The following is a 23,719-nucleotide window of genomic DNA, read 5'->3' on the forward strand; positions in this document are numbered from 1 at the left end:
AACCACCGTGCGGAGCATGCGAGATCAGACAGCGGCCGGGACGGCCGCCGTGCCGGACACGGCCGGCATACGCTTCGACGAGGTCACCGTCGCCTACGACGGAAACGTCGTTCTCGACTCCTTCGACCTGACCGTCGAGCCCGGTGAGGTCATGGCCCTGCTCGGCCCCTCCGGTTCCGGCAAGACCACGGCGCTGCGGGCGGTCGCCGGTTTCGTGCGGCCGCGCAGCGGCCGGGTGTGGCTCGGCGACCGCGACGTGACGGACCTGCCCCCGCACCGGCGCGGCGTCGGCATGGTGGTGCAGCAGTACGCGCTCTTCCCGCACATGCGGGTCGAGGACAACGTCGCGTTCGGGCTGAAGGCGCGGAAGACGCCCCGCGGCGAGATCTCCCGACGGGTGGGCGAGGCCCTGGAGATGACCGGGATGAGCGCGTACGCCAAGCGCCATCCGCGGGAGCTGTCCGGCGGCCAGCAGCAGCGGGTCGCCATCGCCCGCGCGCTCGCGATCCGCCCCGGCGTGCTGCTGCTGGACGAGCCGCTGTCGGCGCTGGACGCGCAGCTGCGCTCCGGGATGCTCGCCGAACTGGAGCGGCTGCACCGCGAGTTGCCGGACGTCTCCATCCTGTACGTGACGCACGACCAGGTGGAGGCGCTCACTCTCGCCGACCGGATCGCCGTCATGGACAGGGCGCGGCTGCAGGACGTGGGCACCCCGCGGCGGCTCTACCGGGAGCCGCGCCGCGAGTTCACCGCCTCCTTCGTCGGCAGCGCCAACCTGCTGCCCGTCACCGGGGGTTCGGACGGCTCCGTACGGTTCGCCGGTACGGGGCTGAAGGTCGCCGGCGGCCCCGTACCGGAGGACGGCAAGGCCACCTTGTGCGTACGTCCGCACCGGCTGGCCCTCGGCGCGGAAGGACCGAACACGCTGCGCGGCACCGTCACGGGGCTGCAGTGGCGGGGCGCCACCCACCGGGTGACCGCGGCCGTCGGAGGGCACGAAGTCAACGCCGAGGTCAAGGAGTTGCGGGCCCCTCCGGCGCTGGGCGACGAGATCGAGCTGTCCTTCGCCGCGGAGGACGGGGTGCTGCTCCATGACTGACCTGACGGTCACGGAGCGGCCCGCCGCCGGGAGCGCGGAGAGCGCGCCCGCGGGCGGCGCACGGCCCGCCCGCCGTACCCGCGGGAGGCTGTCCCGGCTCTGGGCGCTGCCGCCGGTCGCCGTGCTGGCGGTGCTGTTCCTCTACCCGCTGGCGCTGGTCTTCCAGCAGTCCTTCACCCCGGACGGCGGCGGCCTGTCGGTCCAGCCGTACGCCGAGGTCTTCGCCTCCACCGCCTTCCGCGAGGCCCTCGTCACCACCGTGCTGATCGCGGTGGGCGCCACCGTCGGCTGTCTGGTGCTGGGCTTCCTGCTGGCGCTGGTCGTGGCCTTCGTGCCGTTCCCCGGCAGCCGCGCGGTGTCGAAGTTCATCGACGTCTTCCTCTCCTTCCCGTCCTTCCTGATCACGCTCGCGCTGCTGTTCATCTACGGCACCGTCGGCATGGCCAACGGCGTGTGGACGGACGTCACGGGCGCGGCCGAGGGCCCGTTCGACTTCCTCACCACGCCCTGGGGCGTGCTGCTCGCGGAGGTCACCTACTTCACGCCGTTCGTGATGCGGCCGCTGCTGGCGGCCTTCTCGCAGATGGAGACCGCGCAGCTGGAGGTCGCCTCCTCGCTGGGCGCGCGCCCGCTGCGGATCATCCGCAGGGTGATCCTGCCCGAGGCGTACCCGGCGCTGATGGCCGGCGGCAGCCTCGTCCTCGTCCTGTGCCTGAACGAGTTCGCCATCGTGCTGTTCACCGGCGCCAAGGACGTCGTGACGCTGCCGATGCTGGTCTACAGCAAGGCGATCCTCGAATCCGACTATGTCTCGGCCTGTGTGGTGGCGTCCGTCAACGTCGTCATCTCCGTGGGCCTCTACGCCCTCTACCGGGCCGTCACGGCCCGTGCGGCCGGGGCCACTTCCGGAGGGAGGGACAGCCGCCGTGCTCGTCCACAGCCGTAACGGCCGCCGGGCCGCCTGGGCCCTGTTCGCGGTGCTCTTCGTACCCGTCTTCGCCGCGCCGCTGCTCGTCGTCGCCGTCGCGTCGTTCGCCACCAACTGGAGCGGCGCCTTCCCCTCCGGCGTCACCACAGGCAACTACGCGGCGGCCACCCGCGGCGAGTCCCTCGCCGCGCTCGGCGTCAGCCTGCAGACGGCGCTCGCCGCCTCCGTCGTGGCGCTCGTCATCGGCACCTGGGCGGCGCTCGCCGCGTCCGCGCTGGGCCGGGGCGTACGGCGGCTGCTGGACGCCCTGTTCATGCTGCCGGTCGCGGTGCCCTCGGTGGTCGTCGGGCTCGCCGTGCTCGTCGCCTACAGCAAGCCGCCGGTGCTGCTGAACGGCACCCGGTGGATCGTGATCCTCGCGCACACCGTGCTGGTGACGGCCTTCGCCTTCCAGTCGGTCTCGGCCGCGGTCACCCGCCTCGACCCGGCGTACGAACAGGCCGCCGCGTCGCTCGGCGCGCGCCCCGCGTACGTCCTGTGGCGGGTGAAGCTGCCGCTGCTGCTGCCGTCGCTGAACGCCGCGGCCGGCCTCTGCTTCGCCCTGTCCATGGGCGAGTTGAGCGCCACGATGATGCTCTACCCGCCGGACTGGATGCCGCTGCCCGTGCAGATCTTCGCCGCCACCGACCGGGGCTCGCTGTTCTCCGGCTCCGCGATCGCGGTGCTGCTCATGGCGACCACGCTGCTGGTGCTGCTCGCCGTGTCCCGCGTCCGTACGAAGGCGTCGCTCCGCTGAGCCGGCGTCACCTCGCCCCGCACTTCCCCGCCCCGCGTACGCCCCTGTCATGAGGAGCTCTTCTGCCATGCCCCGCCACTCCAGGCTCACGCTCACCACCGCGGCCCTCGGTTCCCTCGCGCTGACCGTCACGCTCAGCGGCTGCGGCGGCACCGGCACCGCCGCCGAGGACGGCAGGACCGTCACCGTCTACAGCGCCGACGGCCTCAAGGGCGAGAACGGCGACGGCTGGTACGACCAGCAGTTCAAGGCGTTCGAGAAGCAGACCGGCATCAAGGTCAAGTACGTCGAGGGCGGCTCCGGCGAGATGGTGCAGCGCGCCGTGCGGGAGAAGAACAACCCGCAGGCCGATGTGATGGTGACGCTGCCGCCGTTCATCCAGCAGGCCGACAGCCAGGGCCTGTTGCGGAAGTACAGGCCGAAGGGCGCGGAACAGGTCGCCGCCGAGGACAAGTCGGCGACGGGCACGTGGACGAGCCTGGTGAAGAACTACTTCGGCTTCATCCACAACACCGAGGAGCAGCCGGAGCCCCCGGCCACCTGGAACGACCTGCTGTCGCCCCGGTACCAGGGCAAGCTCCAGTACTCGACGCCCGGCGTCGCCGGCGACGGCACCGCGATGATCATCAAGGCGATGCACGACATGGGCGGCGAGAAGCCGGCCATGGACTACTTCAGGAAGCTCCAGAAGAACAACGTCGGCCCGTCCTCCTCCACCAGCAAGCTCGGCCCGAAGGTCGACAAGGGCGAGCTGACCGTCGCCAACGGCGATGTGCAGATGAACTATGCGCAGCAGAAGAACCAGCCGAACACCGGCATCTTCTTCCCGGCCGCGAAGCCGGCGGACAAGCCCTCGACCTTCGCGCTGCCGTACGCGGGCGGCCTGGTCAAGGACTCCAAGAACGCCGGGAACGGCAAGAAGCTGCTGGACTTCCTGCTGAGCAAGAAGCCGCAGGAGGAGGCCACCACCGTCGGCAAGGGCTTCCCCGCCCGCGAGGACGTGCGGCCGTCGGGCAGGGAGGCGGCCGAACTGGAGAAGATCATGAAGGGTGTGCGGGTCTTCGAGCCGGACTGGCCGACCGTGGCCCGGAACCTCAACTCCTACATCGACGACTGGAAGTCGGCGACGGGCAGCTGAAGCTGATGCACACGGGGCGCACGGGGCCGGTGGCTGCGGTTACGCTGAACGCGGCGGCCGGACCGCACGCCGTTACGCACCCCAGTTACGCACGGCAGGAGCTGTCACGTGGCAGAGCGCAAGCCCATCGAGTCCTGGCTCACCGACATGGACGGTGTCCTCATGCACGAGGGCGTGCCCGTCCCGGGCGCCGACTCCTTCATAAAGCGCCTGAAGGAGTCCGGACGCCCGTTCCTGGTGCTGACCAACAACTCGATGTACACGCCGCGCGATCTGCACGCGCGGCTGGCGCGCATCGGCCTGGACGTCCCGGTCTCCAGCATCTGGACCTCGGCCCTGGCGACCGCCCAGTTCCTCGACGACCAGCGGCCCGGCGGCACCGCGTACGTCATCGGGGAGGCCGGTCTCACCACGGCGCTGCACGACATCGGCTACGTGCTCTCCGACGTCGACCCGGACTACGTGGTGCTCGGCGAGACCCGTACGTACAGCTTCGAGGCGCTCACCAAGGCGATCCGGCTCATCAACAACGGCGCGCGCTTCATCGCCACCAACCCCGACGAGACGGGGCCCTCCACGGAGGGCGCGCTGCCCGCCACCGGCTCCGTCGCGGCGCTCATCACCCGGGCCACGGGCCAGGACCCGTACTTCGTGGGCAAGCCCAACCCGCTGATGATGCGCGCCGGACTCAACGCGATCGGGGCGCACTCGGAGACCACCGCCATGATCGGTGACCGGATGGACACCGATGTGCGCGCCGGTATGGAGGCGGGTCTGGAGACCTTCCTCGTGCTGACCGGGCTCACGCAGCCCGAGGAGATCGACCGGCACCCGTACCGCCCGACGACCGTCGTCGACTCCATCGCGGACCTGGTCGACCGCATCTGAGCGACCCCGCGTCCGGACCCCGCAGCGCATGGCATGCGGGGTCCCCTGCTGTGTGGGGCCCTGCTGTGTGGGTGAAAGGGGCGCGGGCGCACGGCATCTGACGGCCCGTACGGAGTATCCGGCACCGGCAGCGGATGCGGGCGCGCGGCGGGGCCGCGAAGGTCGGTAGCAGCTTCCAGGGAGGTGCACCGGCCGATGTTCGCGGACGACACGATGCCCCGTACGTCCGGGCGCGGCCGGTTCCTGACCGCCGCCGCCTGGGTTCTGCTGCTCTCCGCGCTGTGGGTGTGGGGCTACAAGCTCACCGACGGCGCGAGCCGCCCCGACACCGGCGGCTCCGCACAGGGTTCGCCGCTGGCGCGGCTCGCGGCGGGCGAACAGCGGCCCGAACTGCCCGCGGCGCACGACCCGCTGGAGGGCCAACCCCGCCCGGAACGGCTGGACTTCGCGGCGCTCGGCCTGCACGAGCCGGTCGCCGGACACGGAGCGGGCACAGTGGGGGAGGCGGACGGTGCCCCGCCGCCCGCACCGGGAACGGGGCCCGTCCGCTGGGACGGTACGGGGCCCGTGCCCGGCGCCGGGGGCACGGCGCGGCTGGAGGCGCGGAGCGCCGCGGGCCCGGAACGGCGGCCCGTGCGGGGCGCGAAGCTGTCCGTCGGCAGGGCCGACGGGACCGTCGCGGAGTTCACCGTGTCGGCGGTGCGGACGGACCCGGGCGGCGGCCCCGCCGGGGAAGGGGACGGGGCAGCCGCCCGGGACGGAGCAGCTGTACGGGACGGAGCAGCCGTATGGGACGGAGCAGCCGTACGGGACGGAGCGGCGCCGCGGGACCGTGCCGTGCTCGAACTCCGGGTCTGCGGCGACGCCACGGGCGCGGGGGCCCGTGGCTGCACCCCGGAGCGGGTGGTCTCCGCCTACCTCACCGGGTCACGCCGCGGCTGAGCCCCGGTCCTGCTCCCCGCCGGCGTCCGTACGGCCGGCGGCCCGTGCCGCGCGCAGCCCGAGCGCGCCGAACGTCACGCCCAGCGCGGCCCACAGCAGGACGTGCGAGGCCAGCGACAGCACCCGGAAGTCCCACAGCAGCGGGGCCGGGACCGGCACCGGGTCGGGGTTGCCGGGCAGCAGGAACATCAGGCCGAGAGTGGCCACCACCGCTGCCGCGACGGCCAGTTGGCAGACCGCGGAGGAGCGGCCCGCACGGGCGAGACGGCGGTGCAGCTGCCACGCGAGCAGCAGCCCGAGTACGCCGACGGCCAGCGCGCCCAGCCACATGAACTGCCGGTCGGTGACCGTACCGGCGTCGCCGACACCCGGCGGGTTGGCCGGATAGCGCAGCCCCGGCAGCAGGGACAGCGCGAGGAATCCCGCACCCGCGAGGGTGAGGGCGCGCTCCCACGGCCGGTGCCGCAGCGGATCGTGACGGTGTGCCAGCGCGTACACGAGAGCGAAGAAGACGCCCAGCGCGAGGCCGACGATCACGGCGGTGACGACCAGGCCCGTGTGCTGGGTGCCGCGCGAGAAGAGCTCCTCGGCGGCGTGCTGGTGGCCCCCGCCGCCGTGCCCGGCGTGCTCGTGCTGCGCGCGCTCCTCCTCCAGCCGGATCGCCCGGTCCATCAGAGGTTCGGCCAGCAGCAGCGAGAAGAGTCCGGAGACCAGCCCGGCGAGGCCGCCCGCCGCGAGCCCGCGCCGCAGCAGGGGCAGCACGGGACGCACGGCGGCGCCGGCCTCCGCCGGGGTGCCGGAGGGGGACGGTGTTTCGGTGTGTGCGGTTGTCATCGTGCCGGGCCCCGTCAGTGGCAGGGGGCGCCGAAGAGGTGCCGGCCGTCGTGGGAGAACTCGTGCAGGTAGTTGCCCGTCGCCGAGATGACGGTGCCGTTGTCGACGAAGACGGCGTAGAGGGCGATCAGTGCGACGATCGCGGCTGCCGCCGCGATCATCCAGTCGCGTGCGCCGAGCGTGGCGGCGTCCGCCGCCGGGGACACAGTGCTGTTCGTCGGACCCGCGGTGTGCAGGGACATTGGTACTCCTCCTGGGGTTTCCACGCCCCGTTGGGAGAAGCGACGGGTCAGTTCCTGACTCCCGTACGCCGGCCGGACAGCACTCGGCTGTCGCGGACGTACGGACACAGTGGCGGGACCGCCCCGGATTCGCACCGGGTTCCTGTACACCGTCGCCTCAGTATGAATATGTGCCGCCAGGAGAGTCCCAGGGTGGCTGACCACTGTCAACACGGCCGTACCGGCGTGCGGTCGCGCGGCCCGCGTGAGGTGGCCGACGCCCGGCCGGTGTCCGCCCCCCTCGTGCCCGAGGACTCCGGCCGGGCGTCTCATCCCCCCGGGTTCCGGGCCGCGAGAGGAATGAGCCCAGGAAAGAGGGGGAGTACGCGGGGCCGGGGTCCGGGGCCACAGGGGCAAGATTAGGCGAGCGGGGCTGATCCGTCAGTCATGCAACCGGCCGCAGCAGGGCGTCTTCAGGCCATCCGCGGCGCGGAACAGCCGGCCGGGGGCGGGCGGTCATCCGGCCGCCCGCGGACGGCAGTTCACCGTTGGGAGGGGCCCGGCTGGGGAAGGCCGAGCCTGCCGTCGACGACGTCCCGCGCCACCTGGGACAGCCGCGCCCCGTGCGAGCGGGCGTAGCCGCGCAGCATCGCGAAGCCCTCGTCCACGCTGACGCCGCGGCGTTCGGCGAGCACTCCCTTCGCCTGCTCCACCACCACGCGGCTGTCCAGCGCCGACTGGAGCTGGCCGGCGAGCTGTTCACGCTGCCGCAGGGTGCGCTGCTGGAGGATGCCGAGGGTCGCGGCGTCCGCGAGGGCCTGCGCGACCTGCATCCCGTCCGCCGGGGGCGCGGCCTCTTCCGGTGCGTTGGTGAGCAGTTGGAGCGCTCCGATGACGTCCTCGCGCAGCCGCAGCGGCACCGTGTACGAGGAGGCGAAGCCCGCCTGCTGTGCGGCGGTGCCGAATTCCGGCCACCGCCGCAGGGTCTCCGTCATGCCGTGCGGCGGTACGGGAGCCGCCGTGCGGTAGCACTCGAAGCAGGGTCCCTGCTCCTGCTGGAGGTCGAACAGCCCCAGCAGCCACGGCTGTTCGGCGGAGGCCGCCGCGGTGTGCAGATCGCCCTGCGGGTCGGCGAGCATCAGCCCGGCCGCCGTCACATCGAGCAGGTCGACACAGCGCACCGCGAGCCGGTGCAGGAAGTCCACCACGTCGAAGTCGTCGACCAGGGTGTCGGCCAGCTCCACGAAGGTCTCGGCGAGACGCTGCTCGCGGTTCGTGCTCATCACGGTCCCGTCCCTTCGTCGCGGAAGCGGCCGCGCGAGCCGGTCTTCGGGGGCACACACTTCACTTCGTATCCCTCTCGCCGTCCTGGCCGTCGTCTGTGAGCCGCAGCTTCCTCGCCACCACGTCCCTGGCCACGTCGAGCAGGGCGAGACCGCGCGTGTACGCGTGCACGCGCAGCCGCAGCAGGGCGAGTTCCGGTGTGACCCCCAGCTGCACCGACACCATGCCGGTCGCCTGATGGACCTCGGCCCTGCGCAGCGCGGCACGGTCCGCGACCCAGTCCACGACGAGCGGCGAACTGTCGTGCAGCGGTTTGCCGTCGCCCTGCGCGTCCCGGCCGCCGAGCAGCGACAGCGCCAGCGCCCCGGACAGGATCTGCGCCCGGCCGAGCGTCTCCTGGGACAGCGTCCCGGGAGTGCCCCTGTGCAGCAGCAGGACGCCCACGCGGATGGCGCCGATCTGCAGCGGAAAGCTGAACACCGCCTGTACGCCCAGCTCTTGGGCCCCCGGCGGGAACCCCGGCCAGCGGTCGGCGGGGACGGTACGCAGCTCCGGTTCGAGCACCATGATTCCGCTGCGCGCCGTGTCGACGCCGGGCCCGACCCCGAGGGTGAACTGGAGCTCCTCCAGCTCGCCCGCCGTACGCCCCGAGGACCACAGCTGTTCGCCGGGCGGCGGGCCGTCGTGCGCGAGGGAGACGGCTGCCCCGTCGACACCGAGTGCGGAGCAGATACGGCGGGCCGTCTCCGTGGAGAGCGGGAAACCGGGGTGGGCTGTCAGCTCGTTGAGGACGGCTGCCAGTTCGTGGCTGACCACACCCTCCTCCTTGCGTGCCCGTGCGGCCTGGTGGACCCACATCCTATGCGCGGCCGGAGGCGGGCGTGCGGGTAACAGCTGGTCGACAGTTCCGCGCGGCGGCCTTCACGGGAGGGCGCTGTGACACGATGGTGCGGTCCGGCGGGGTGCGGCGAGGGGGCAGGGGAGTGGCCTCTCGGGGCCGGTCCCCGCGCAGTACGGCCGAGGGGGGAGTGGATGTACGGGTACACCTGTGCCGACAGGACCACGCGGGGCGCGCGTTCGGGCGCGCGGCTGACGAGAGCCGCGGCTGCCGCCGCGGTGGGCGCGATGCTGCTGGCGGGGTGCTCAGGCTCCTCGGACGACGGCGGGGGCGACGACGCCGGGGGAACGGAGCAACGGCCCAGAGACACCGCCCCGTTCTGGGTCGATCCGCAGAGCAAGGCGGCTCGGGAAGCGGCCGCGTTCCGCAAGGACGGCAAGGACCAGCAGGCCGCGGCGATCGACAAGATCGCGCGGCAGCCGGTGGCCGACTGGGTGGGCACCGAGGACCCGGAGGGCGAGACCCGGAAGCTGACGAGCACCGCCGAGAAGGCGGACCGCGGCGCGCTGATGGTGCTCTACAACCTGCCGCACCGCGACTGCGGCCAGTACTCCAAGGGCGGCGCGGCGGACGGCGACGCCTACCGGCAGTGGCTGGACAAGGTGGTGCGGGGCATCGGCGACCGGGAGGCCACGGTGATCGTGGAGCCGGACGCGATTCCGCACCTGCTGGCCGAGGGATGTACGCCGGAGCAGTTCCACGAAGAGCGGTACGCGCTGCTGCACGAGGCGGTGACGAAGCTCAAGGGGCTCAAGAAGACCACCGTCTACCTCGACGCGGGCAACCCGGACTGGGTGCGCGATCCGGGCGGACTCGTCGAACCGCTGAACCGCGCGGGCATCGGCAAGGCGGACGGATTCTCGCTGAACGTCTCCAACTACCAGACGACCGCGTCGAACCGGGAGTACGGCAAGAAGGTCTCCCCGATGGTCGGCAACAAGCCGTTCGTCATCGACACCAGCCGCAACGGCAACGGCCCCGTGGAGGGCGCCGGCGCGGACGAGGAGGCGTGGTGCAATCCGGCGGGCCGCGCGCTGGGCGAGGCGCCGACGGTGCGCACCGGCGACAAGACGGTCGACGCGTATCTGTGGATCAAGCGCCCCGGCGAGTCGGACGGCGAGTGCAAGGGCGGCCCGAAGGCGGGCCAGTGGTGGCCCCAGTACGCGTTGGCGTTGGCGAGCAACGCAAAGTAGCGCGGGGCCGGCGCGTAGCGCCGGTGAGGCGGCGGGCCCGCCCCGCGGGCCAGTACGCCGCCTGTGCGGCGGCCCCTTGGCTGCCGCGCCGTTGAGGCGGCGCATCCCTCAACTCCGCCGCGGTGGCGGGTGAGTTTGAGCGTTGCGTGCCGGCGGTGTGAGCGCGAGTCGCGCTGAGACCGCCGGCACGCGCCGCGGTGGCTGCGCGCCGCTGCGGCGGAGAAGATTCTGCCGCGGCTTCCCGCAGCGGAGGAGGGCCCGCCCCGCGGGCCGGTACGGCGCCTGTGCGGCGGGCTCTTGGCTGCCGCGCCGTTGAGGCGGCGCATCCCTCAACTCCGCCGCAGCGGCGGGTGAGTTGAGCGTTGCGTGTCGGCGGTGTGAGCGCGAGTCGCGCTGAGACCGCCGGCACGCGCCGCGGTGGCTGCGCGCCGCTGCGGCGGAGAAGAAGCGCGCTTCCCGCGACGGCGGACATGAGGGGGCGGGCGGGGCCCGCCCCTCGACTCCGTTACGGGGAGACCGTCGACGTGGTGGGGGCCGTCGCGGACATGTCGCGGGTGATCTTGAGCCAGGTCGACTCGGACGGGACGCCCTTGGCGTCCACCGCGTTGACCATCCACCAGCCGGGCGGGACCAGGGACGGGTCCTCGGGGAGGGTCGCCGTCAGGCGGCCGTCGCCGGAGCGCTTGAACTTCAGCGCGAGCGAGGACTGTTCGACGTTGGTGACGTGCGTGAAGGAGCTCGGCCGCATCAGGCGGAGCTTCTTCACCGACGCGGCGTCCTCGCTCCGGAAGGAGATCTCGTCACCGGGGCGTACCGTCTTCCGAGGCTGCCCCACGTCCCGCAGGGACGGCCGGTGCTTGCCCTTGTGGAGGTACGGCGGCGTGTAGATGTCGATCTGCTGCTGGAACTTCCCCGGCTTGGTGTTGGCCTCGTCGGAGTAGAGCGAGTCGGAGCCGAACGTCATCACGCGGCCGTCGGGCAGCAGCAGCGCCCCCGAATGGTAGTTGCGGCCCACCAGCGGGTCGGCGACGGACCGCTTGGTGTTGCTCTTCGGGTCGTACAGCTCCGCCTTGAGGATGTTGGTGTCGCTGCGGCCGCGGTAGTCCCCGGAGCCGTTGGTGGTCAGCACCGTGTCGTCGGGCAGGATGACGCTGCTCGGGTAGCGGGCCTTCGCGTACAGGTCGGGCCCGTCGTGGAAGCGCGGGTTGTCCTTCTTCAGGTCGACGATGCGCGTCTTCGCCGTGGACTTCTTCGACTCGCCCACGCCGCCCCCGCCGAGCACCATGAACTTCCGTGTCTGGGTGGGCGGCAGCGGCACGGACATCGCGGTCTCCAGCGCGTCCGGGTCGCTCATGCCGGGGATGGGACGGAAGTTGTTGGTCTGGAGGTCCCACAGACCGGGCTTGCGGCCCTTGTCGGCGGGCCCGTAGCCGGCGTTGGCGCCCGAGTAGAAGATCTTGTTGTCGTCGGTGAGGTGCAGCGCCGGGTACGTGGGGAAGAACCGCGTCTTCGGCAGGTACTCCCACTTCTTGGTCTGCGGGTCGTAGATCTCGTTCTTGCCCGGGACGACCTGTCCGATCTCGTCCAGCCCGGACACCGAGAGGACCTTGCCGTCCTCCAGGGTGGTCAGCGTCGGATACCAGCGGGCCTCCTCCATCGGCTCGACGCGCTGGTAGCGCTCGGTCTCCGGGTCGAACTCGAAGCTGTCCTTGATCCCCTGGAAGTCCTTCTTGTCGAAGGAGAGCTTCTGCGCGATGCCGTACAGGTTCTTCTTGTCGCCGCCCCGCAGCCCCTGGATGCGGTAGTTGTCCTCGGTGCCGGTCTGGTACTGCTTGCCCTTGCGGGACGCCTCGACGTACACGCGGGCGACGCTCGCGCTGACCTGCACCTGGCCGGTGACCGGGTCGGCCTGCTTCTTGGCGCGGGGCACCAGGACGGAGTCCTTGGCCTCGAAGGTCTTGCCGTTCTTCCGGCCGGTGAAGCGGGTGCCGGCCTTGATCGTCTTCGCCTTGTCCGGGCTCTCGTTGTGGATGATCATCAGGCCGCCGGCCTTCTTCACATTGCCGCCCAGCTTCTCGTACCGCTGGGTTCCGCCCGCCACCAGCAGCTTCCCGTCGGGCAGTTGGGTGTGCCCGGCGCAGAACAGGTCCTTCGGTGTGGGGATGTTCTTGTACGAGTTCTTCTCCGGGTCCCACAGGACGGTGCGGAAGGTCTTGGCCCGGAACTGCTTGGCGTCGTTGCCGGAGCCCGCGACCAGCAGCACCTTCCCGGTGTGCAGCAGTGCCGCGTGGATCGTGTTGATCCTGAACTTCGTGGGCACGTCCAGCTTCTGCCAGTGCCCGTTGGCCGCCTTGTACTCCGGCTGATTGATCTTGTACTGGTGATACTTGTCCGTCGTGAAGTTGTACAGCCAGGGGGCGTTGAAGCCCGCGATCACGAGGACGGCCGCCGCACCGATGGCTATGCGTCGGGTGCGGCGGCTCGGTCGGTAATTCATTGTTCCCGTCCCCCAAGGGCGATCTGCACGGTCTCGTCAGGAGTGGCGGCCCAGCTCGGCCGCGGCCGGTCCGGCGGCGCGGCGCCCGGCGCGGAAGCGGGCGGGCCCTGGCGGCCGCCGCCGTGCGTTCCCCGGTGCTGCCGCTGCGCCTTCCGGTCCTTCTTGGCCCGCCGTACGGTGACGCGCCAGCCGATGATCGGCGCGGCGGTGATGAGCAGGGCGAGCGTGGCCCAGGTGAGCATCGCCGGGTGGTCGTGGCCCAGATAGAAGGAGCCGCCCAGCGATCCGCCGAAGATCAGGATGAAGAAGAGGTGCACGCGGAACGTGCCGAAGAGCGTGTCCGGGCTCGCCGAGTCGCCCTTCGGGGTCACCACGAACTTGCTCTTGCGGCGCAGCAGCGCGTCGAACAGTGAGCGCGCGTAGATGGGCGCCGACAGCGCGGACATCAGCATGCCGGCCAGGCCGCCGGAGCCCTCCGGCTCGTGCGGGGAGACGTTGTGCCGCCGGTTCCAGATGTAGAGCCCGATCTGCAGCGCGGTGGCGTTGCCGTACAGCGCCATCCACACGGTGGGGTCGATCTGCACACCGGAGGCGCCGAGGCCGAGGAAGAGCGCGCAACTGACCGCGGCGAGAATCCAGTTCATCGCCGAGATCGGGTAGAAGATCATCAGCATCGTGTAGTTGAAGAGCTTCCCCGGCGAGAGGGTGAACAGGCCCCGCCCGTACTGCTTGAGGATCGTCTCGTACGTGCCGCGCGACCAGCGGAGCTGCTGGGTGAAGAAGTCCGTCCAGGAGTTGGGGCCCTCGCCCACCGCGAGCACGTCCGGGGTGTAGACCGAGCGCCATTTCTTGCCGGTCTGCGGGTTGCGGTGGCGGTGCATCTCGAAGCCGGTGGCCATGTCCTCGGTGATCGAGTCGTACAGCCCGCCGATGCTCTTGAGCGCGGAGATGCGTACGGCATTGCTCGTACCGACGAACATCGGCGCTTCATACCGGTTGCCCGCGCGCTGGATCAGCGCGTGGAAGAGGAACTGCTGGCTCTCCGCGGCCTTGGTGACGAAGTTGTCGTAGTTGCCGTACACCTGCGGGCCGATGACGAAGCCGATGTCCGGGTCGCGGAAGTAACCGAGCATCCGCTCCAGATAGTTGGGGAGCGGTACGTGGTCGGTGTCGACGGAGGCGAAGTAGTCGTAGCCGTCGCCGTGCGCCGCCAGCCAGGCGTTGTAGTTGCCGTGTTTGGTCTTCGCGCGGTGCGGGCCCTTGGCCTGGTTCCACTGCGCCACGCCCTTGCGGCTGAAGTGGTGCACGCCGAGCCGCCGGCAGACCTCCTTCACTTCGGGGTCGTCGCCCTCGTCGAGCAGCCAGACATGAAGAAGTCCCCGGTGCCGGATCTTCACGGCGGCCCCGAGGGTCTTGGTGACCATCTCGATGGGCTCTTTACCGGGGACGAACGAGGTGAGGAAGGCGACGCGGGTGCCGGTCTCGGGGACGACGGGTATCGGGTCTCTCGCGACCAGCGTGGCGTGTGCGTTGGAGACCACGTTCATGACGCGGAACAGCTCGATCAGGCCGATCGCGACGAGCATCACGACGTCGAGCTTGACGACCAGGTCGGAGACCGAGCCGTCGTCGCGTCTCGTCCAGTGCTGGGGCTGCATCAGCCAGGCCAGCAGCCCCAGGGAGACCAGGGGGGCGAGACAGAGCAGGACCGCCGCGCGTATGCGGTGCGGTTCGTCGGCGAGCAGGCTGCGGTACCGGACGCGGTAGGCGCGGTCCTTCGGCGGCTGGGTGAGGGGGCCGGCGAGCCGGCTGTAGTGCTCGTAGTCGTAGCGCGGCAGGGACTTGCGGGTCCACAGGCGCATGCCCCGGGTGAGTGTGCTGCCGGTCGTCCGGATGATGCGTTGGGCCCCCGTGTGCGACGTCCGGTGCGGCTGCTTCTGCCGTGGGATGCGCAACTGGGCCGTCTGATCGGCGCGTTGCGGCGCGTCGCTGTGGTGACTCCCGTCGCCGGGAGCCTGCTGCCGGTCGCCCTCGGGCGGCGGCGTAGACGTCATGAGTCCATCCCCCCGCACGCGGCCAGCGCCGCGTGTGCTCGTACTGACCCGCGTCCTCGGACCCCCCGACCCGGGAGCGGCACGTGCGGCCGCCGGATGAAGAGACTGTGCAGAACCGGTTGTCGGTTCCATGACTTTTTTTCCGGCGGTTGTGCAGCAGGGTCCCGAACTCCGGCGAGGGCGCGCAAGCGGGTAAAGCAGGTGTTTACCCTTGAACGTGCGGAAATGCCGGGTCAGTTGTGACGGAAGTGTCACTGTCCCGCGAAGGCCGTGCGGGGACGGCGGAACGGATCCGGGTACGGATGTTCCCGAAGTGGTCCCGTACGGCGGCCTCGGCGCGCACCGCGTCACCGTCCCGTACGGCGTCCAGGATGTCCGCGTGCTGCTGCCAGGTGACCTTCGGGTCCTCGCCCAGGTCGGCCAGGTCGGTGCGGACCCGGTGGAAGGCGTCCCAGAAGGCGTCGAGGACCTCGCTCAGCAGGGAGTTGCCCAGCCCCTTGTAGAGGGCGACGTGGAAGGCGCGGTCGGTCGCGGCGTGCACGCCGCCCTCGCGTGCCTCCTTGCCCATCCGGGCGACGATCTCCTCGAGTTCGGACAGGTCCGCGTCCCGGCCCGCGGTGCCGACGAGCCGCGCGATCAGCCCGGTCTCCACCGCCTCGCGCAGCTCCAGCAGTTCCAGCAGGCTGTCCTCGCCGCGGTAGTGGCCCGCCACGGTACGGAAGGTGAGGCCCTCGATCATCGGGGCCAGCGACATGGCGCCCACGTAGGTGCCGAAGCCGTGCCGGATCTCGATGATGCCCATCGCCTGCAGCGCCTTGAGGGCTTCGCGCACGGAGTTCCGGCTGACCCCGAGCTGTTCCATCAGCTCGTTCTCCGTGGGCAGCGGGGCACCGGAGGGGAGTCTCCGGTCGACGATGAGCCGCTTGAGCTGTTCCTGGATCTCCCGTGCCATGCCCCGGTTGTTCACGCTGGTCTGCCCTCCGTGCGTCAGGGCCATCTTACGGCCGGCACTGCCTACGTCCGGCGCTGCACGGTGAAACGCACGGTGCGTGACCTGTCGCCAGGGGCGGCAAAGGCCAGCAGTTTCTCGCCCTCGTCCCCGAGGGCCTGCTCCTCCTCGTCCGACAGCCAGGAGAACGGGGCGACCGTCAGCGTCGCCGCGCCCTGCCTGCCGCCGCTCTCCTGCAGTTTCCAGGTGCCGCGCACCCGGCCGTCCAGCAGGAAGGTGCCCGGGACCTGCCCGTTGCGGGTCGCGATGGCCTTCCGGTCCGGTTCGCCGAGGACCCGGCCGCGGTCGGCGTGCGAGAGGATCAGGTTGTCGTACTCGGCCACGAAGCGGGCCGGCAGCGGGAGTTCCGGGTCGGGCCGGGGTGCCTCGGGCAGGTCGAACAGCTCCCGGCCGTTCTCGTCGCGGAAGACCCGCAGCTGCGGCCGCAGCCGCTCCAGCACCTCCGCCAGCCGGGTCAGCCCCGACCAGGTCTGCGCGTCGGCCACCGAGGCGGGGCCGAACGCGCCGAGGTAGCGCAGTACGTACGTCTCCACGCAGGGCTCCACCGCGAGCGGCCGGCCCAGCCAGTGCTCCACGGTGTCGAACGTCGGCTTCCCGCCGCGGCCCCAGACGCCGCGCGGCGGGATCTGCACGACGGGGGCGAGGAAGCACGCCGCCTTGGACAGCGTGTACGGGTCCTCGTCCGGCCACAGCCGCCCCAGCTCCTCGCCCAACTCGGCGCGGGTGTACGGGCGCTGGGCCAGCAGCCGCATAGCGGCCTCGGTCACCCGGGCCGGCTCCACGCCGAGCTCGCCGCGCCGGTGTTCGCCCGCCACGCCCCGCTCGAAGACCGGCCGGGTCAGCGGGCGCAGCTGTACGTAGTCGTCGGCGCTGACCAGGTGCACGGTGCCGCGCATCAGTCCGGCCCGTACGGCGGTGCGGTTCAGCAGCAGCTCGGACAGCTGCTCGGGCCGGAATCCGGCCAGCCGCGACCAGAGCCCGAAATACGGCGGCCGGGGTGCCTGGGCCTGGAGGCCGACCAGATGCTCGATCGCCTCCAGCGGGGTCATCGTGGCCCGCTCGGCCAGGAGTTGGCGGCTCAGGGTGGCCCGGCCCAGGGCGCGGGGAGTGAGAACGTCGGGCGACATGAGGGGAGTTTCCCCGACGGACCGGGCCCTGGCCATGTGCCGTGCGGGGCGGTGTGCGGGGCGTGCCGGAACCCTCCCACCCGGAAACCGGACATTAAGGTATGCATGGTGTAAATCGTCGATATGAGGATCGAGCCTCCATGCGCCACTCCAGCTTCGCCGCCGAACTGCGGGACGCGGTCACCCCTCGGGCGTTCTTCCTGATGGTGGCCGTACTCCTCGTACAACTGGGCTTCCTGCTCTCGTACATCGGCGCCTTCCACCACCCCGAGCCGCAGCGCATCCCGGTCGCCGTCGTCGCCCCGCAGAAAGTCGCCGACCAGCTGGACGGGCTGCCCGGTGAACCCCTCAGCACCACCGTCGTCCGCAGCGAGCAGGCCGCCCGCGACCGCATCATGCACCGCGACGCGCAGGCCGCGTACGTGATGAACCCGCGTGGCAGTGAGGACACCCTGCTGGTCGCCTCCGCCGCGGGCCAGTCGGTGACCCAGGCCGTCGAGCAGGTCGCCGAACAGGCCGCGGCGAAGCAGCAGCGGAAACTGACGACCCGTGACATCGTCCCCGCGGGCGACCAGGACCACGGCAGCCTCACTGCGTTCTACCTCGTCATCGGCTGGCTGGTCGGCGGCTATCTCGCCGCCTCCATGCTCGGCGTCACCGCGGGCGCCCGCCCCGCCAACACCCGCCGCGCCGTGCTCCGGCTGGGCACCATGGCCGTCTACGCCGTGGCCTCCGGCATTGGCGGCGCGATCATCGTGGGACCCGTACTGGACGCGCTGCCGGGGCACTTCTGGCAGCTCGCCGGGCTCGGCGCGCTGATCGTCTTCGGTGTGGGGGCGGCCACCATCGCCCTCCAGGTGCTCTTCGGCGTCATCGGGATCGGGCTCGCCATCCTGCTCTTCGTCGTCCTCGGCAACCCCAGTGCGGGCGGCGCCTACCAGGGCAGCATGATCCCGCCGTTCTGGCGCGTCATCGGCGCCTGGCTCCCGCCGGGCGCGGGCACGCACGCGGTGCGGAACATCGTGTACTTCCACAGCAACGCCCTTGCGGGGCACCTGTGGGTGCTGGGCGTCTGGGCCGTCGCGGGCGTGCTTCTCGCCCTCCTCGGCGGTCTCCGGCACGCGCATGAGGACCGGTTGGAGGGGCTGCCATTGCGCTGAGCGCGCGGTGGGGCGTCACATACGCCGCCTCGTGTGCCCGGGGTGTGGGCGGGCGGCTGCGGTTCGCGCTGTGGGTCTGCGCAGTTCCCCGCGCCCCTGTTCGGGGCGCTTTCGCGCCCGGGTTGCCGGGGGTACCCGATATCTCGTCAGTCGCGGCCCGTGCGGGGTTCGCGCAGTTCCCCGCGCCCCTGTTCGGGGCGCTTTCGCGCCCGGGTTGCCGGGGTCGCTCGGTGTTTCGTCAGTTGCGGTTCGCGTGGGGTTTGCGCAGTTCCCCGCGCCCCTTTCGGGGCGGTGCTCCGTACCCCGGCGGGGGGTTCAACGAGCCGGTAGCGTGGGTGTGTTGGCGATCTTTTGAGGGGGTGGCACGGTGGAACCGTTCTCCATGGCGCTGGGCGCGCTCGGCGGGGCGTTCCTCCAGGGGTCGGGGCAGGAGGCGGGCCGGCTCGGGGTGGTCTCGCTGGCCGGCCTCTGGGGCCGGGTCCGGCGGGGCGGCGGCGGGGACGCCGAACTGCCGCCGGCCGGCGACGAGGCCGCCGCGCTCCGCGCCGCCAGGGAGGTGCTCGACCGGGCAGCCCGCGACGAGTCGGTGGACGTGCTGCTGCGCAGCTGGCTGCGCGAGCACGACGCGCTGCCGCCCGCCCGGCTCGCCGTACCGTACGCGCCGTTCGTCAACCGCGAGACGCTGCTGGACGAGGCGCGGGCCGCGGCGGTCACCGCCGCGGAGGCACCGCAGCTGCATCTGCTGCTCGGCGCCGTCGGCATCGGCAAGACCGAACTGGGCCTGCGCATGGCGCACATGCTGGAGGAGCACTACCCCGACCACCATCTCCAGGCCGACCTCGGCGGCTCGTCCCCGGACGGCGCCGCCGACCCCGCCACCGTACTGACCGGCCTGCTCACCGCGCTCGGCGTGCTGTCCGAGCGGATACCCGCGGGCAGGGAGGCGCAGGCGGCGCTGCTGCGCCGGCATCTGACGGGCCGCAGGACGCTGATCCTGCTCGACGACGCGCACTCGGCGGCGCAGGTCCGCGGCGTCCTGCCGGGCGTCCCGGGCTCCCTCACGCTCGTGACCAGCCGCCGCCGGCTGCCCGAACTGGTGCGGTACGGCGCCCGCGTGAGCCACGTGGGCGCCCTCGCCCAGCGGGACGCCGAGACGCTGCTGGCCCGCATCACGGGCGAGGAGCGCTTCGCGGAGGGCGGCGACACCGCACGTGCCGTGGCCCGGCTGTGCGCGGGTCACCCGCAGGCGCTGGGCGCCACGGGGGCGCGGCTCGCCCTGCGCCCGCAGCTGACCTGGGACCGTGTGGCGCGCGAACTCACCCCCGGAGGAGGGGACATGGCGGGTACACAGGAGAACAGCGAGGGTGACGGCTGGGACGCGGTCGCCACCGCGGTGGACCTGTCGTACGGCGAACTGACCGCGCGCGCCGCCGCGTTGCACCGGCTCCTCGGCACCCGGAGCTGGCCCGCGGTCGGCCCGGACCTGGTGGCCGGTGTACTGGACTGCCCGGCGGCCGAGGCCCGGCTGCTCCTGGAGGAGCTCGCCGGACTGCACCTGCTGGAGGAGACGGACGAGGAGCGCTACCGGCAGCCGGAGGCGGCCCGCCGGCACGCCGCGGCGGAGGCGGCACGGACGGGCGAGCCGCAGGCCCGCGGCGTCCGCCGCATCGTGCAGTGGTACCGCGACTTCGCGGTGCGCGCCGACTCCGAGGTCACCAGGGGCCGTTGGTACCTCGGCCGGTCCTACGGCTGGCTCGCCGAGGCCGGGTCTTCCCCGTACTCCGGCCGCAAGGAGGCCCTGGACGCGCTGCGTACGGAGCGGGCAGGACTGGTCGAAGCGGTGCGCGCAGCCCACGACTTCGGCTTCGCCGACCTCGTGTGCGAGCTGTGCGAGGCCATGTGGGGGCTGCACCTGCGGCTCGGCCACCACGAGGACTGCGTGCGCACCCACCGGCTCGGCGTCGAGGCGGCCGGGGAGAACCCCGACCCGCGCTTCGCCCCGCGCATCCGCGTGCAGTTGGGCTTCTCCCTGATGGCACTGGGCCAGTACGAGGAAGCCGAGCGGGAGTTCCGTACGGCCCGGGACACCGAGCCCGCGTCCCACCCGCGCGGCCGCGCCACCGCCACCGAGGCGCTCGGACTGCTGCGGCTGCGGCAGGAGCGGTACGCGGAGGCCGAGGAGTGCTTCCGCGCCGCTCTGCCGCTCGCCGCCGAGGCGGCCGAACCCCGCGCCGAGGCCCTCCTGGAACACCACATCGGACGTGCGCTGCGCGGCCGGGGGCGTACGGAGGAGGCACTGGACCGGCTGGTGTCCGCGCTGGCCGCCGTACGGGCACTGGGCGACCGCTACAACGAGGGGCGCGTGCTCACCAGCCTCGGCGGGACCCGACTCGACGCCGGGGAACGGGAGTCCGCCCGCGAGCCGCTCGGCGCCGCCCTGCGGATCATGACCGAGGAGGGGGCGCTGGTGCAGGAGGGCGACGTGGCCGTGCTGTGCGGCCACGCCGCCACGTCCGGCAGCGCGGAACAGCGCGAGCTGTGGCAGCGCGCCCACCGCATCAAGACGGCGACCGGCGACCTGGAGGAAGCGCGGAACGTCCTCGCCCTGCTGAACGAGCCCTGAGCGCCCGCCCCGGTGTGGGCAACCCTGTGGAGTGCGGTCCCGCTGGGGTTTGCGCAGTTCCCCGCGCCCCTTATCCGCGCCCCGTCAACGGTGCACCGTCACCGTGACGCGATACCGGGCCCGGCCCGTCGACACCACCAGTCCGGCGGCCAGCTCCCGCAGCGACTTCCCGTTGCCGAGCCAGGCGTGCAGGGCCGACGCGTACACGCCGGGGTCCTCCGCCGCGGGCCTGCCGTCCGGGCCGCGCTCCCCGGTGAGCCGGACGAACTGGCCCTCGCGGGTGCGGGCCAGACACTCCCCGGGCCCGGTGACGTACGCGCAGAGCGCCGCGTACGGGAAGCGGTCCGCCGCCTCCGCCGCCCAGACGGCGGGCGGCCCGAGGCGCGGATCGTCCGGAGCGCCGCGGCGCAGCACCACATCGGCGAGGGCGAGCCTGCCCGGATCGGCCGTCTCCTCGTCGACGGCGGTGTGCGCGTCGTGCACGGCGAAGCCCCGCTCCGGCGGCGCGCCCGCCCAGCGGAACACCTCGATCTCCGGTGGCGCCTGCGGAGGCGCCGCGCCCAGCAGCCGGGTCAGCACGCTCAACGGCACGGTCCTGTGCGGCGGTTCGTACGGCGGCAGCGGCAGCGGGTCGAGCAGCGCCGGCGCGTCCGGTTCGGGGAGGCCGAGCAGCCGGTAGAAGGCGCGGCGCAGCAGGGCCGCGGCCTCGCCGGGGGAGGAGCTGACGGCCTCCGCCAGCCGGGCGCCGGCCGCCGGGAGTGGCGCCTCGACCGCCGCTTCGAGCTGCGGCAGCAGCTCCTCGTACGGGCGCAGCCGCGGCGCCTCCCGTACGAAGGCGGCCACCGGCGACTCCGGGTCGAGCCCCTCGTGCGGCGCCGCGCCGAGCAGCACCGGAACGCCGAGGGCCGCCGCGTAGCAGCTGACGCTCCCGTGGTCGCCGAGCACGACGTCGGCGGCGAGGACCGCCTGCCGCCAGTGGTGCAGCGGATCCGTCAGGGCGAGGCCGGCCCGCCGCGCCCGGTCCAGCCAGAGGCGGATCTGGCCGGGGCCGTGCCCGTGCCAGACGTTGGGGTGCAGGACGGCGGCCACCCGGTAGGCGTCGGCGGGCAGTTCGGAGATCAGCCGGGGGAGCAGCGAGGGCAGTACGTCGTCCCCGCCGTCCGCGCCCCCGTCCCCGTCTCCGAACAACGAGCCGGGATTCCAGGTGGAGTTGAGTACGACGAGCCGCTGGCCGGGACCGACGCCGAGGGCGCGGCGGAAGCGCTCGCGGTACGGGCGGGCCGCGAGCATCCGGTCGTGGCAGGGGTCACCGGCGAGCTCCGCGGTGGCCGCGGCCTCGGGGCAGGCGGCACGCAGCCGGCCGAGCTGCTCGGGGTGCGAGAGAACGGTGAGGTCCGCGACGGGGCGGCCGTCGTGCAGCAGCCACTCGGGGGCGAGACCGAAGACGGGCGCGGGGGCGGACCCGGGCCCGGGACGTCCGGTGTCCGGTGTCCGGTGTCCGGTGTCCGGTGTAGCCAGCCTCTTATTGTAGCCGAGCCCGTGCGAGAGCACCGCCAACTTCCCCTGGAGAGCGTGCAGTTCACCGCCGTAGCTGGCGGAGACGGCGAGGTCGACGGGGGTGCGTACGGCCTGCTCCCAGGGGAGGACCGGCAGCCCGGCCGCGGCGAGCAGTTCCGGCACCCCGGCCTGGAAGGGTGAGGAGCCGGTGCAGGTCGCGAGCAGCTGGACCCGCAAGTCGTCGCGGAACAGCGGGAGCACATCCAGCAGTCGCGTGGCGGACGTCACATTGTGGACGACCAGCAGAACGCGACGGCAGCCGCCGCGGGTGGCCCAGTCTCCGGCATGCGCCCCCACCGGTACCCGTATCCACGCCTCCCCGGTCATCCGGGCACCCTAAGTCACACGGAGCGCGGACCACCGGATCGGGCCCTCACCGGGCACGGGGCTCGGGGCATCCCGAGCACACACCGCACACGTCGAAGGCCCCCCGCCTGTGCGAGGGGCCTTCGGAAACAGGTGCGCCGTCAGGGACTCGAACCCCGGACCCGCTGATTAAGAGTCAGCTGCTCTAACCAACTGAGCTAACGGCGCCTGTGGTGTCTGCCGTGACCGGCTGACAAAAGAAATACTACCCCCTGTGCGGGGGTGCTCGTGACCACTCCCGTGGCGGCCGCCCGCCGTCGGGGCGGCCTCGGACCGGCTGTCCTCAGATCGACAGCGACAGCAGCACCGGCGCGGCCCGCCGGCTCAGCGTCTCCGCCGCGCTGCGCAGCCGGTGGGCGTTCTCCACCGGGAGCGAGAGCGCCAGACAGCCGACGGAGGAGCCCGCCGTGATCGGCACCGCGGCGCACACGGTGCCGACCGCGTACTCCTGGAGGTCGAGCACGGGGACCGTCGGGGGCTGCCGCTCCAGGGTGTTCAGCAGGAGCCGCTCGTCGGTGATCGTCCGCGAGGTGAGGCGGGCGGCCTTGTGCCGCGCCAGATGGTCCTTGCGGCCGTCGTGGTCGAGCTGCCCGAGCAGGCACTTGCCGATCGCGGTGGCGTGCACGGCGGAGCGGAAGTCGACCCACTGGTTCACCGAGGGGGTCTTCGGGCCGTCCGCGTACTGCGCGATCTCCAGCTCACCGTCGCGGTACCGGCTGTAGTAGACGGCCGCGCCCACGGTGTCGCGGAGCTCGGTGAGGGTGCGCTGCAGCCGGTCGCGCAGGGCGTGTTCGCGGTTTCCGCCGGCGCCGAGCAGCATCAGCGATTCGCCGACCACGTACGAGCCCTCGGCCAGCTGCTCCACGTAGTTCTCCCGGCGGAGCATCTGCAGCAGATGCGCCAGGTGCCCGGAGGGCAGTCCGGTCTCCTGTGACAGCGTCTCCTCGCTGACGCCGTCCCGGTGCCTCGCCACTGCTTCCAGCACGCGCAGCGCGTACTGCACCGAGTGGAACGGAGCCGTCGGCTCCGGCCTGAGCGCCACGGTGGCCTCCTTGGAGGGTGTGCCCGTTCGTGTCGCGTCCAGCGGATGTGGTCACGACCGTAC

General features: G+C 72.2%; 19 protein-coding genes, 1 tRNA gene and 1 riboswitch. Of the genes, 9 read left to right on the forward strand and 11 right to left on the reverse strand.

The features are described 5' to 3' along the window. The first annotated feature begins 16 nt into the window (after window positions 1-16). The 6 genes from AC3AGO_RS21765 to AC3AGO_RS21790 all read left to right on the forward strand — a co-directional run bounded on the left by AC3AGO_RS21765 (window position 17) and on the right by AC3AGO_RS21790 (window position 5,791). Complete coding sequence (locus AC3AGO_RS21765) at window positions 17-1,099, forward strand: ABC transporter ATP-binding protein (protein ID WP_487821897.1); 1,083 nt, start codon at window positions 17-19, stop codon at window positions 1,097-1,099. Then, window positions 1,092-2,045, forward strand: coding sequence for a 2-aminoethylphosphonate ABC transporter permease subunit (locus AC3AGO_RS21770; protein ID WP_487821898.1), 954 nt, complete (start codon window positions 1,092-1,094; stop codon window positions 2,043-2,045). The genes AC3AGO_RS21765 and AC3AGO_RS21770 overlap by 8 nt, the downstream gene beginning before the upstream one ends. Then, window positions 2,026-2,823: an ABC transporter permease gene (locus tag AC3AGO_RS21775; RefSeq protein ID WP_487821899.1), complete on the forward strand. Its 798-nt coding sequence runs from the start codon at window positions 2,026-2,028 to the stop codon at window positions 2,821-2,823. The genes AC3AGO_RS21770 and AC3AGO_RS21775 overlap by 20 nt, the downstream gene beginning before the upstream one ends. Window positions 2,824-2,890: 67 nt before the next feature. Continuing rightward, window positions 2,891-3,961 (forward strand): 2-aminoethylphosphonate ABC transporter substrate-binding protein, encoded by a 1,071-nt coding sequence (locus tag AC3AGO_RS21780; RefSeq protein WP_487821900.1) that lies wholly within the window; start codon window positions 2,891-2,893, stop codon window positions 3,959-3,961. 108 nt (window positions 3,962-4,069) lie between these two features. Continuing rightward, window positions 4,070-4,849 (forward strand): HAD-IIA family hydrolase, encoded by a 780-nt coding sequence (locus tag AC3AGO_RS21785; protein WP_487821901.1) that lies wholly within the window; start codon window positions 4,070-4,072, stop codon window positions 4,847-4,849. A 195-nt stretch (window positions 4,850-5,044) separates the two neighbouring features. After that, window positions 5,045-5,791: a sortase family protein gene (locus AC3AGO_RS21790; protein ID WP_487821902.1), complete on the forward strand. Its 747-nt coding sequence runs from the start codon at window positions 5,045-5,047 to the stop codon at window positions 5,789-5,791. Here AC3AGO_RS21790 and AC3AGO_RS21795 read toward each other — a convergent pair. The 4 genes from AC3AGO_RS21795 to AC3AGO_RS21810 all read right to left on the reverse strand — a co-directional run bounded on the left by AC3AGO_RS21795 (window position 5,777) and on the right by AC3AGO_RS21810 (window position 8,946). Continuing rightward, window positions 5,777-6,625 (reverse strand): CbtA family protein, encoded by an 849-nt coding sequence (locus AC3AGO_RS21795; RefSeq protein ID WP_487821903.1) that lies wholly within the window; start codon window positions 6,623-6,625, stop codon window positions 5,777-5,779. The two genes, AC3AGO_RS21790 and AC3AGO_RS21795, sit on opposite strands and share 15 nt — an antisense overlap. Window positions 6,626-6,639: 14 nt before the next feature. Next, window positions 6,640-6,867, reverse strand: coding sequence for a CbtB domain-containing protein (locus AC3AGO_RS21800; RefSeq protein ID WP_487821904.1), 228 nt, complete (start codon window positions 6,865-6,867; stop codon window positions 6,640-6,642). A gap of 27 nt (window positions 6,868-6,894) precedes the next feature. Next, window positions 6,895-7,036: riboswitch (cobalamin riboswitch) on the reverse strand. Between the two features lie 352 nt (window positions 7,037-7,388). Beyond that, the gene (locus AC3AGO_RS21805; protein WP_487821905.1) at window positions 7,389-8,129 is read right to left on the reverse strand and encodes an ANTAR domain-containing protein; all 741 of its coding nucleotides are present in this window, start codon (window positions 8,127-8,129) and stop codon (window positions 7,389-7,391) included. 61 nt (window positions 8,130-8,190) lie between these two features. Then, window positions 8,191-8,946: an ANTAR domain-containing protein gene (locus AC3AGO_RS21810; RefSeq protein WP_487821906.1), complete on the reverse strand. Its 756-nt coding sequence runs from the start codon at window positions 8,944-8,946 to the stop codon at window positions 8,191-8,193. A gap of 216 nt (window positions 8,947-9,162) precedes the next feature. Here AC3AGO_RS21810 and AC3AGO_RS21815 point away from each other — a divergent pair, with 216 nt between their 5' ends. Next, a complete protein-coding gene (locus AC3AGO_RS21815; RefSeq protein ID WP_487821907.1) occupies window positions 9,163-10,221 on the forward strand; it encodes a glycoside hydrolase family 6 protein in 1,059 nt (352 codons plus the stop codon). A gap of 505 nt (window positions 10,222-10,726) precedes the next feature. Here the strand turns inward: AC3AGO_RS21815 and glxA are convergent. From glxA to AC3AGO_RS21835, 4 genes are all read right to left on the reverse strand, one after another. Beyond that, window positions 10,727-12,718, reverse strand: coding sequence for a radical copper oxidase GlxA (gene glxA, locus AC3AGO_RS21820; protein WP_487821908.1), 1,992 nt, complete (start codon window positions 12,716-12,718; stop codon window positions 10,727-10,729). Then, complete coding sequence (locus AC3AGO_RS21825; RefSeq protein WP_487821909.1) at window positions 12,715-14,772, reverse strand: glycosyltransferase family 2 protein; 2,058 nt, start codon at window positions 14,770-14,772, stop codon at window positions 12,715-12,717. Before AC3AGO_RS21825 ends, glxA begins: the two co-directional genes overlap by 4 nt. A 205-nt stretch (window positions 14,773-14,977) precedes the next feature. Then, the gene (locus tag AC3AGO_RS21830; RefSeq protein WP_487821910.1) at window positions 14,978-15,724 is read right to left on the reverse strand and encodes a FadR/GntR family transcriptional regulator; all 747 of its coding nucleotides are present in this window, start codon (window positions 15,722-15,724) and stop codon (window positions 14,978-14,980) included. Window positions 15,725-15,786: 62 nt separating this feature from the next. Then, window positions 15,787-16,908: a winged helix DNA-binding domain-containing protein gene (locus AC3AGO_RS21835; RefSeq protein WP_487821911.1), complete on the reverse strand. Its 1,122-nt coding sequence runs from the start codon at window positions 16,906-16,908 to the stop codon at window positions 15,787-15,789. A 140-nt stretch (window positions 16,909-17,048) separates the two neighbouring features. Here AC3AGO_RS21835 and AC3AGO_RS21840 point away from each other — a divergent pair, with 140 nt between their 5' ends. Beyond that, window positions 17,049-18,068: an ABC transporter permease gene (locus AC3AGO_RS21840; protein ID WP_487821912.1), complete on the forward strand. Its 1,020-nt coding sequence runs from the start codon at window positions 17,049-17,051 to the stop codon at window positions 18,066-18,068. 367 nt (window positions 18,069-18,435) lie between these two features. Beyond that, the gene (locus AC3AGO_RS21845; protein ID WP_487821913.1) at window positions 18,436-20,691 is read left to right on the forward strand and encodes a tetratricopeptide repeat protein; all 2,256 of its coding nucleotides are present in this window, start codon (window positions 18,436-18,438) and stop codon (window positions 20,689-20,691) included. Window positions 20,692-20,775: 84 nt separating this feature from the next. Here the strand turns inward: AC3AGO_RS21845 and AC3AGO_RS21850 are convergent, their stop codons facing one another. From AC3AGO_RS21850 to AC3AGO_RS21860, 3 genes are all read right to left on the reverse strand, one after another. Continuing rightward, window positions 20,776-22,575 carry a hypothetical protein gene (locus AC3AGO_RS21850; protein ID WP_487821914.1) on the reverse strand — a complete coding sequence of 600 codons (1,800 nt, stop codon included), beginning with the start codon at window positions 22,573-22,575 and terminating at the stop codon, window positions 20,776-20,778. A gap of 133 nt (window positions 22,576-22,708) precedes the next feature. Continuing rightward, window positions 22,709-22,782, reverse strand: a tRNA-Lys gene (locus tag AC3AGO_RS21855). Window positions 22,783-22,897: 115 nt separating this feature from the next. Beyond that, window positions 22,898-23,656: an IclR family transcriptional regulator gene (locus AC3AGO_RS21860; protein WP_487821915.1), complete on the reverse strand. Its 759-nt coding sequence runs from the start codon at window positions 23,654-23,656 to the stop codon at window positions 22,898-22,900. Between the last annotated feature and the right edge of the window lie 63 nt (window positions 23,657-23,719).

Source organism: Streptomyces sp. BL1, assembly GCF_057628045.1.